The sequence below is a fragment of the Streptomyces sp. NPDC048383 genome, assembly GCF_040651775.1.
Lineage (GTDB): Bacteria > Actinomycetota > Actinomycetes > Streptomycetales > Streptomycetaceae > Streptomyces.
Genome location: NZ_JBEZKS010000139.1, coordinates 1 through 3,401, shown reverse-complemented (window position 1 = coordinate 3,401; position 3,401 = coordinate 1). Strand labels below are relative to the sequence as shown.

5 protein-coding genes are annotated in these 3,401 nt (G+C 70.9%); 3 read left to right on the top strand and 2 right to left on the bottom strand.

The features are described from left to right. On the bottom strand, positions 1-107 hold a 107-nt coding region (locus tag AB0D46_RS38405), incomplete at its 3' end, for an S-adenosylmethionine synthetase N-terminal domain-containing protein (RefSeq protein ID WP_157855346.1). Between the two features lie 102 nt (positions 108-209). Next, positions 210-1,346: a DegT/DnrJ/EryC1/StrS family aminotransferase gene (locus tag AB0D46_RS38400; protein WP_362884736.1), complete on the bottom strand. Its 1,137-nt coding sequence runs from the start codon at positions 1,344-1,346 to the stop codon at positions 210-212. A gap of 332 nt (positions 1,347-1,678) precedes the next feature. Between AB0D46_RS38400 and AB0D46_RS38395 the strand changes: the two genes are divergently transcribed. The 3 genes from AB0D46_RS38395 to AB0D46_RS38385 all read left to right on the top strand — a co-directional run. Next, positions 1,679-2,593: an NADP-dependent oxidoreductase gene (locus AB0D46_RS38395; protein ID WP_362884735.1), complete on the top strand. Its 915-nt coding sequence runs from the start codon at positions 1,679-1,681 to the stop codon at positions 2,591-2,593. 84 nt (positions 2,594-2,677) lie between these two features. After that, a complete protein-coding gene (locus AB0D46_RS38390) occupies positions 2,678-3,268 on the top strand; it encodes an NAD(P)H-dependent oxidoreductase (RefSeq protein ID WP_362884734.1) in 591 nt (196 codons plus the stop codon). Further along, the coding region (locus AB0D46_RS38385; RefSeq protein WP_362884732.1) for a hypothetical protein at positions 3,217-3,401 on the top strand (185 nt) is incomplete at its 3' end. The genes AB0D46_RS38390 and AB0D46_RS38385, both read left to right, overlap by 52 nt.

Sequence of the window (3,401 nt, the reverse complement as noted above, 5' to 3'; positions counted from 1 at the left end):
GGGTCCTCCCTCAGCAGCGCGTCGAGAATCGTGTCGCTGATCTGATCAGCGATCTTGTCGGGGTGACCCTCGGTCACGGACTCCGAGGTGAACAGGCGGCGGGACACGAGCAGCTTCCTCCTGATGGTGCGGGCGGGCGGGTGGCGACCGTCTCCGACGGCGCTGGAGATCCGGTCGAGGTGCGGGGCGGGCGGGGCGGACGCGGACCGTCAGCGGCGGGCGTCGACGGCCTTGCGCAGGGTGGCGGCGACGGTGCGGACGTCGTCGTCCGACAGGCCGGGGTGCAGCGGCAGGCACAGGGTGCGGCCGGAGGCGATGTCCGAGGCGGGCAGTTCCTGGCCCTCGGAGCGGTAGGCGGCCACCTTGTGCAGCGGCGCGTAGCGGAAGGTCGTGTAGATGCCGGCGGCCAGCAGCTCGCCGGCGACCTCGTCGCGGACCGCGTCGTCCAGCTGCACCCAGTAGAAGTAGTACGTGGACTCGTGGCCCTCGGGCAGCGGCGGGGGCAGTGCGATGCCCTCGGCGCCGGCGAGTTCGAGGTCGTAGAGGTCGACGATCTCCTTGCGGCGCGTCACGAACTCGGGCAGCCGGCGGAGTTGGACGCGGCCGATCGCCGCCGTCATGTCGTTGCCGATCACGCGGCGGCCGGGCTCGGGAATGTCCAGCTCCCACCAGCGGTGGGAGACCTTCGCGTGGCCGAACCCGCTGGGCTGGGCGAGGCCGTGGTAGGCGAGGCGGCGGGCGCGGGCGGCCAGCTGGGCGTCGCGTACCCAGAGCATGCCGCCGTCACCGGTGACCATGACCTTCATCGCGTCGAAGCTCCACATGGCGAGGTCGCCGAAGGTGCCCACGGCCCGGCCGTCCACGCGGGAGCCGGCCGAGCAGGCGGCGTCCTCGATCAGGGTGACGCCCCGGTCGCGGCACAGCTGCGCGATGGCCTTCACGTCGCCCGGGTAGCCGCCGTAGTGGAGCACGATGACGGCTTTGGTGCGTTCGGTCAGGGCGCTCTCGATGTGCGCCGCGTCCGGGTTCAGGGTGCGCGGGTCCACGTCGCAGAAGACGGGTCGGGCGCCGGCGGCCAGGACGGCGTTCGCGGCGGCGAGGAAGCTCAGGGAGGGCAGGACCACTTCGTCGCCCTCCGCCAGGTCCAGGCACTCCAGGGCCAGGAAGAGACCGGCGGTGCCCGAGTTGAGGAAGACGACGTTCTGCGCGTCCACCCCGAGGTGAGCGGCGAACTCCGCCTCGAACGCCTTGGTGCGCGGACCGTGGCCGAGCCACTTGTCGGCGAACACCTCGGCGACCGCGGCGAGTTCCTCGTCCCCGGTCTGCGGCTGGAAGAGATGTATCACGGGCTTCCCCCTCTGGTCCGGACAGCTGGCCGTGATCCTGCTGACGGGGGCTCGACGAGGGGTTGAGACCGGCTGGAGGGCCGTCGGGAAACGGCTACGGACGACGTCCATCCTCCAGGTGCGTTCGAGACGTTCCGGGCACCATGGAAGCGTGTCCTCGGCTTCCGCAGTCGCGCCCCACCCGTCCCGTCCCGGTCAACTTGTACGCCGTTTGGCGGATTCCCGATACCGCCTCCGGTTCCGGCTTGACCTCAATTCCACTTGAGGTTTTACGTTCTTGTCCAAGGCCTCGACGGGCCGGGACGAACAGCACGATTTTTTAAGGGGCGTTGATGATGAAGGCTGCAGGATTCCACGCGTTCGGAGGGCCGGAGGTCCTCGAACTCCTCGAACTGCCCACCCCGCAGGCCGGTCCCGGCGAGGTCCGTGTGCGGGTGAAGGCGGCCGGCACCCAGCCGACCGACTGCGCGGTGCGCACGGGATGGAATCCTCCCGGTGTCACGATCACGTTCCCGCACGTCACCGGCGGCGACTTCGCCGGCGTCGTCGACGAGATCGGTGCGGGCGTCACGGGATTCTCGGTCGGTGACGAGGTGCTCGGCTACCGCCTCCAGGGCACGTACGCCGAATACCTGACGGTGCCCGCCGAGCAGATCGTGGCCAAGCCGGCCGGCATCCCGTGGGAGGTCGCGGGAAGCATCTCCGCCTCGGGGCAGACGGCGCACACCGTGCTGGAGGACCTGAAGGTCTCCGAGGGCGACACCTTCCTGGTCAACGGCGCCGCGGGCGGTGTCGGCACCATCGCGGTCCAGCTGGCCGTACTGCGCGGGGCGAAGGTCATCGCCACGGCGCGTGAGGACAACCACGCGTACCTGCGCGGGCTCGGCGCCCTGCCGGTGACGTACGGCGACGGCCTCGCCGACCGCGTCCGCGCCCTCGCGCCGGAAGGCGTCACCGTCGCGCTCGACACGGCCAGCGCCGAGGGGCTGCGCGTCGCGGCCGAGCTCGTCGCGGACAAGGACCGGGTCGGCACCATCTTCGCCTTCGGGGTGCACGAGGAGCTCGGCGTGCGCTGGCTCTCCAGCCGGCGCACCCAGCAGCGGCTCGGCGAGCTGGCCGCCCTGGTCGACAGCGGCAAGCTGACCGTGCACGTACGCCGGACCTTCCCCCTCGCGCAGGCCTCCGAGGCACACCGCGAGCTGGAGACCGGACACGGCCGCGGCAAGATCGTCCTGATCACCGACTGAGTCCGCCCCCGGCCGGGGCGGCATCGCCCGCCGCCCCGCCGCGCCCCCACTTTTCGATCGTCATCCCTGTGAAAGAGGTACGTCATGTCCGGCAACCCGCTCAAGATCGGTGTCATCGTCGGCAGCGTCCGCACCGGCCGCTTCGCCGACAAGGTCTCCCGCTGGTTCGTCGCCGAGGCCGCCCGGCGCGATGACCTGGAGATCCACGTCATCGACCTGTCGGAGCCCGCGCTCGTCGAGGAGCTGAAGCTGAACCTCGACCCGCTCGGCACCCCCTCCGAGGCGCCCGCCCTGGCCTCCCGGATCGACGGTCTCGACGGGTACGTCGTGATCACCCCGGAGTACAACCACGGCTACCCGGCCTCGCTGAAGCTGGCCATCGACTACGTGTACAACGAGTGGCGCGCCAAGCCGGTCGGCTTCGTCTCCTACGGCGGCGTCGCGGGCGGCCTGCGCTCCGTCGAGCAGCTGCGCCAGGTCTTCGCGGAGCTGCACGCCGTCACCATGCGCGACACGGTGAGCTTCCACAACCCGTGGGAGCGCTTCGACGACGAGGGCCGGCTGCTCGACGACGACGGTGGCAGCTCGAAGGCCGCCTCCGTCATGCTCGACCAGCTCGCCTGGTGGGGCGTCACCCTGCGCGAGGGGCGCGCGGCGCGCCCGTACGGGAACTGAACACCGGGGCCCGTGGCCCCTTCGACCACGACTTCGACCACGACTTCGACCACGACTTCGACCACGACTTCGACCACGACTTCGACCACGACTTCGACCACGACCGGGGGCCCGGCGGACGCGATGCGTCCGC

Bases quoted from the DNA above. Each gene is read 5' to 3' on its own strand.
- AB0D46_RS38395 (WP_362884735.1), top strand. From the start codon at position 1,679: ATGATGAAGGCTGCAGGATTCCACGCGTTCGGAGGGCCGGAGGTCCTC.
- AB0D46_RS38390 (WP_362884734.1), top strand. From the start codon at position 2,678: ATGTCCGGCAACCCGCTCAAGATCGGTGTCATCGTCGGCAGCGTCCGC.